Origin of the sequence: Tetragenococcus solitarius NBRC 100494 (assembly GCF_001544195.1) — a bacterium.
Lineage (GTDB): Bacteria > Bacillota > Bacilli > Lactobacillales > Enterococcaceae > Tetragenococcus > Tetragenococcus solitarius.
The window spans coordinates 1-6,105 of the sequence record NZ_BCPY01000063.1 but is presented as its reverse complement, the minus strand read 5'-3'; the positions used below and the strand labels follow the sequence as shown (position 1 = coordinate 6,105).

The window sequence follows — 6,105 nt, the reverse complement described above, 5'->3', positions numbered from 1 at the left end:
AAATTTTGGACAATTATTTATTAAAAAATCGAAAGTAAAGAAATTTCTTTTTTCATACTAAGCCGCAATTTAAAAATATATTTTTGTTGCAATTTTCCCCAATTTTTTTCAGATGGTATTATGATATAACAAGTGTGTCCGATTATAGAGTTATAATCAAAGCAATGAAATGCTAATAAAAAGGGAACTTTATGTTAAGGTGGTCGAAATATTCTTTTTGTGTTAATTGATAATTAGCATAGACAAAAATAGTTTAGTTTAATCTTGAAAACTTATATTGCGAAAAATATTACGATAATATATTGTAAAACGCTTTATAATATGTTATCTTTTTGTCATAGCATTTTTAAAGCGCTTTAAAGGATGTGTGAATAATGGGGGTAACACTTAAGGATATTGCTAAAGCTGCGGGTGTTTCAGAAGGCACTGCTTCGTTGGCAATGAATAACCGAGGAGGAGTGAGCGAAAAAACTAAGAGAGAAGTGATTTCAATAGCCCATGAGATGGGTTATATAACTAGTATGAGTGCTAGAAGTCTTTCTCAAAATGGCAGAACAAAGACAATTGGCGTACTCGTGCCAAATATTTCAAATTTGTTTTATAGTCAGTTAGTTCAACAAATAGAATCAGAGTTACGAAAGATAGGCTATGAAATGATTTTTGCTACTACCGATAGCAATGAAACTTACGAAGAGGAAATGATTGCTCGATTTGTTTCTTTTCGTGTAGAAGGAGCAATTGTTTATCCAAGTATTCAGGACAATCGTCCGCCTAGTTACTTTGAGCTCCTTAGAAAAAATAATATACCAATGGTGTTTGTTGGTAGTTACTATGAAGGCATCAATGAATCACATATTATGTCTGATATAGAAGATGGAATTGAGCAAGCTGTAGATTACCTATGTGAGAAAGGCTGCAAAAATATTCATTATTTTGGTGGGGCCAAAGAAATTGTTAGTAATCAGATGAAAGTTGATGGGATAAAAAGATCTTTTTTTAAAAATAAACTCTCATTTAACGAAGACACGTATATAGAGTTACCTAATACAGACTATGCTCATTCTTATGAAGCGATCAATCGTTTATTAGAAAGTGAAATAAAAGTGGATGGTATATTAGCTGGTGATGCTTATTCGTCATTAGCGATCTATAACGCACTTCATGAACATGGTTTTGGTGTACCAGAGGATGTCCAAATTATTAGTTTTGATAATTTGATTAATCCGAATATCTGTGTAGCGAAATTATCGTGTATTGAACAGAATGTTACTAGAATTGTAAAAAAAAGTTTGGAAGTTCTAATTTCTCGGATTCAGGGAAACACAGTGATAACACATTATATGATGGACACAAAATTAATTATTAGAGATACAACATTCTGATTAAAGGTGAACTCCTCTGTTTGCCTTTAATTAATTTAAAAAATTTAAAGCGCTTTAAATAAAAGGAGAAGTCATATGGAAAAAAAGTGGTGGAAAGAAGCAGTTGTTTATCAGATTTATCCAAAAAGTTTTAAAGACTCAAATAATGATGGCGTAGGAGATTTACAAGGAATTCTTGAAAAACTTGATTATATCGCAGATTTAGGTGTAGATGTCATTTGGTTAAATCCAATTTACCAATCTCCACAAGTTGATAATGGATATGATATTTCAGATTATAGGAAAATCAATCCATTGTTTGGGACGATGGATGATTTTGATCAACTTTTGCAAGAGGTTCATAAGAGGGGTATGCGCTTGATAATGGATATGGTTTTAAATCATATATCTGATCAACACATATGGTTTAAAGAAGCTATTAAATCGAAAAATAATCCATATCATGAATATTTTATTTGGCAACCTGCCAAGAATGGAAAAGAACCTAACAACTGGGGCAATTATTTCTATGAAGGTCGTGGGTCTGCTTGGGAATGGAATGAAGCTACGGGAGAATACTATCTACATCAATATTCTAAGCATATGCCTGATTTAAATTGGGAGAGTCCTAAGTTAAAAGCTGAAATGATTGATATGTTGACTTGGTGGTGTGAAAAAGGTATTGATGGATTTCGTTTAGATGCTGTTAATCGTCTAGTTAAGCCGAAAGGATTTCCTGATTCTCATCGTCCACCCACTCCTCCAGTGGGGGTAAATGGTTTTGTTGTCGATCGAGAAATGTGTGCCAACTGTCCTGGTATCCATGAATTATTACATGAACTTAATCAAAAAGTATTTAGTAAATATAATCTTATGACAGTTGGAGAAACCGGAAATTTAAAATCAGACATTGCTATTGACTATGTTAATGAAGAGCGAGAAGAAATTAATATGTTATTCCATTTCGAAATAGCTAAAAATCAACATTTGGTATCTGTATCAGAATTTAAGGATATTCAGAAGCGCTGGTATAAGGTTATTGAGCAGAATGGATGGATTACCCAGTACTTATCTAACCATGATTCACCAAGACAAGTTTCGAGATTTGCTGATGACAAGGAATACCGTATTCCATCAGCAAAGATGCTGGCAATACTTATTCATACGTTGCCGGGAACCCCTTATGTTTATCAAGGAGAAGAAATTGGTATGACCAACGTGGACTTTCCTACTATTGATTATTACAACGAGCAATATACCGTAGGAAAATATCATACAATGGTAGAAAAGGGCAAAGATCCACAGGAAGCTTTAGACAGTTTGAAAATGATGAGTCGTGACAATGTTCGCACCCCGATGCACTGGAACAATAATTTAAACGCAGGGTTTTCGGAAGGGAAACCTTGGTTGGCAGTAAACCCAAACTATAGCGAAATTAATGTTGAAAAAGATAAAAAATCAGAAGAATCTATTCGTGATCTTTATAAGACGTTAATTAAAATGAGAAAAAAATATGAACTTTTAGTATATGGAAATTATCAACCAATTTTGGAAGACTACGATAATATTGTTGCTTATACTCGTTCATTTGGTGATGAGAAATGGTTGATGATATTTAATTTTCAGAAACAACACCAGCAAGTAGTTTTGCCTAAAGAACTTATAAATAGCAAAACAGAGTTATTATTAGCAAATTATGAAGTGAACGCAAATGAAACAAAAACTACTCATCTGAAACCATATGAAGCTAGAGTTTATAAAGTATTCTCAGAAAAGGGGAATGCTAAGTGAATAATTCGGAGATGTCGTTAGAGCTTCATAAAAAATACAAAGGTAAATTTTCCACAAAAAGCAAAATAATGGTTCGTTCAAGAGAAGACTTAAGTCAAGTTTATACTCCAGGAGTTGCATCGCCTTGTAAAGTGATTAATGAAGATAAGGACAAAGTATATGAGTATACAAGTAAAGGGAATATGATTGCTGTTGTTTCTGATGGTACAGCAGTTCTTGGATTAGGTGATATTAAACCAGAAGCGGCAATCCCTGTAATGGAGGGAAAAGCGACTCTTTTTAAACAATTTGGTCAAGTTGATGCTATTCCTATTTGTTTAGATACAACAAATATCGAGGAAATTATCCAGACAATCAAAAGGATTGCTCCATCTTTTGGTGGAATTAATTTAGAAGATATTTCATCGCCAAGATGCTTTGAAATTGAACAACGACTTGATAATGAATTAGATATTCCAGTTTTTCATGATGATCAGCATGGAACAGCTATCGTAGTAGCTGCTAGTTTAATCAATGCAGCAAAATTGGTCGATAAAAAGTTAAAACAGTTAAAAATTGTTGTAAATGGCCCGGGAGCGGCTGGAACAGCGATTACCAAGATGTTAATAGATCTCGGAATTAAAGATATTATTGTTTGTGATGAAGAGGGTATTTTGACAGAAAAAAAGAGTATCGAAAGGCATAAAAAAGAACTCGCAAAAATAACGAATCCAAGACATATCACAGGTTCATTATCTGAAGCTTTAAAACAAAGTGATGTGTTTATCGGAGTCTCTGTTTCTAATATTTTAACAGAAGAAATGATCAAATTAATGAATAATCAGCCAATTGTTTTTGCTATGGCGAATCCTGAACCTGAAATTAGTTATACGAAAGCGAAAAAATATGGTGTAGCAGTTATGGGGACTGGTCGTAGTGATGCATCTAATCAAATTAATAATTTATTAGTTTTTCCAGGCATATTTAAAGGTGCACTGGCAGTGAGAGCTAAAACGATTACAGCTGAAATGAAGATTGCAGCAGCATATGCAATTGCTGGGATTATTGAAGAAAATGAATTAAATGAAGAATATATTATTCCAGATGTGTTTGATAAAAGAGTAGCAGATGTTGTAAGCCGAGCAGTACGAGAGGCTTATTAAGCGGTCTATTTTAAAAAATAAGAAAATTCTGAAAGTAAGCTACTAACGGATTATAAGTAAATGTTATTTAGTTTTTATCTACTGAAAGGAATAGTTATGGAAAGAATTGATTATATCGACGAATGGAATATAGCAGAAAATTATTTTTCAGAGGAGTCATTAGGAAAACTTGAAGTAAATATGGCTATGGGAAATGGTTATCTGGGAGTAAGGAATTGTCATGAAGAATCGTATGTGACTGAGAAAAGAAACATGTTTGTTGCAGGTATATTTAACAAGTTTTCTAAAAAAGAAGTTACAGAACTTGCAAATATGCCTGATATTAGCAAAATAAGTGTTTGGCTGAATGGAAAAAGATTAACACTAAACAGAGGGAGAGTAACGCAATATAGACGTGTATTTAATTATCGTAATGGTGAATCTGTTCGAAGTTTTATCTGGGAGTCCGAAACTGGATTTTCAGTAAGATTTATTTTTAAAAAATTTGTATCTATGTACAACAAACATCTTATTGTTACTGAAATGACGGCTGAGAACTTAGGAAAACAGGCCACAATGGCTGTTCAATCAGGAATTGATGGTACTTTTACTAACACAGGTAGTCAACATTTTGAGGAAGGCGAAAAAAGATACTTAGATAACCAATTTCTTTATCTTCAAACACAAACAACAGAGAAAAAAACAAAGGTCGCATTAGCTACTTGCCATAAGTTAAATAAAGCACATCAAACTGAACCGTCGATGAAACGTCGCCAATTGTACGAAAATAAAGAATTTGACCTACTTGAAAATGAAACAGTAACTTTTACAAAATACTCTCTTTTAAAAACGGGTCAGGACCTTGAATATACTGGTAAAGACTATTTAAGACAAGGTTTAATAGATGAACTGAATTCAATTACTAGAGAAAGATATAGAGATTTATTATCCGCTTCTGCAACTGTTTGGGAAAAAATCTGGGAAGAGAGTAAGACTGAAATACGGGGAGATACGCAAGATGCATTACTTTTAAATGCTGCGCGTTATCATTTGCATATCATGACACCGGTTCACGATAATCGTTTGAACATTAGTGGTAAAGGACTAAGTGGTGAAGGTTACAAAGGTCACACATTTTGGGATACTGAGATTTTTATTCTTCCTTACTTTGTATACACCTTCCCTCATTGGGCAAAAAGCTTGGTAACGTATCGTCTAAAGGGATTAGGCGCTGCTAAAGAGAACGCCGATTTAAAGGGTTACAGTGGTGCGTTATATCCTTGGGAATCCGCCTGGCTATCTGATGGTGAAGTTACACCTAAATTTGGCGGAATTGATGTTGTTTCAGGAAAAAGGAGAGAAGTGCTAACAGGAAAAATTGAACATCATATAACAGGAGATGTCATATATGGTCTTATGCAATACTTAAAAGCAACGAATGATATTGAGATGAAAAAAAATGCATTTTCGTTGCTAATGGAGACGGCTATTTTTTGGACTTCTCGAGTTAATTATAATAAGCAATTAGATCGTTATGAGATTCTAGACGTTATTGGACCAGATGAATACAAGGAACATGTGAATAATAACGCCTATACCAATTATTTAGCGAAGTATAATTTGGATGTGGCATTAAGAGCTTATGCTGAAAGTAAAAATATTGAACTGAAAAATAAATATAAAAACCAGTTCAACATAATCAAAGAAATTGCTAATAAATTATATCTCCCAGTTCCTAATAAAGAGGGTATTTTGCCTCAAGATGATAACTATCTAAAAAAACAAATGATTGATCTAACCAAATATTTTGAAGCAGAAGAAGTTAACCTGAA

At 33.3% G+C, this 6,105-nt stretch carries 4 protein-coding genes; all 4 read left to right on the top strand.

The window, feature by feature from the left end; all coding sequences use genetic code 11:
- Positions 1-374 precede the first annotated feature (374 nt).
- Positions 375-1,382: a LacI family DNA-binding transcriptional regulator gene (locus TS1_RS11805; RefSeq protein ID WP_068710679.1), complete on the top strand. Its 1,008-nt coding sequence runs from the start codon at positions 375-377 to the stop codon at positions 1,380-1,382.
- A 75-nt stretch (positions 1,383-1,457) separates the two neighbouring features.
- A complete protein-coding gene (locus TS1_RS11800) occupies positions 1,458-3,152 on the top strand; it encodes a glycoside hydrolase family 13 protein (RefSeq protein ID WP_068710678.1) in 1,695 nt (564 codons plus the stop codon).
- Between the two features lie 11 nt (positions 3,153-3,163).
- Positions 3,164-4,294 (top strand): NAD(P)-dependent malic enzyme, encoded by a 1,131-nt coding sequence (locus TS1_RS11795; protein ID WP_407701896.1) that lies wholly within the window; start codon positions 3,164-3,166, stop codon positions 4,292-4,294.
- Positions 4,295-4,390: 96 nt separating this feature from the next.
- Positions 4,391-6,105, top strand: a 1,715-nt coding sequence (locus TS1_RS11790) for a glycoside hydrolase family 65 protein (RefSeq protein WP_068710676.1), incomplete at its 3' end; no start/stop codon positions are given.

Coding starts and splice junctions, on each gene's coding strand:
- TS1_RS11805 (WP_068710679.1), top strand. CDS start 375: ATGGGGGTAACACTTAAGGATATTGCTAAAGCTGCGGGTGTTTCAGAA.
- TS1_RS11800 (WP_068710678.1), top strand. CDS start 1,458: ATGGAAAAAAAGTGGTGGAAAGAAGCAGTTGTTTATCAGATTTATCCA.
- TS1_RS11795 (WP_407701896.1), top strand. CDS start 3,164: ATGTCGTTAGAGCTTCATAAAAAATACAAAGGTAAATTTTCCACAAAA.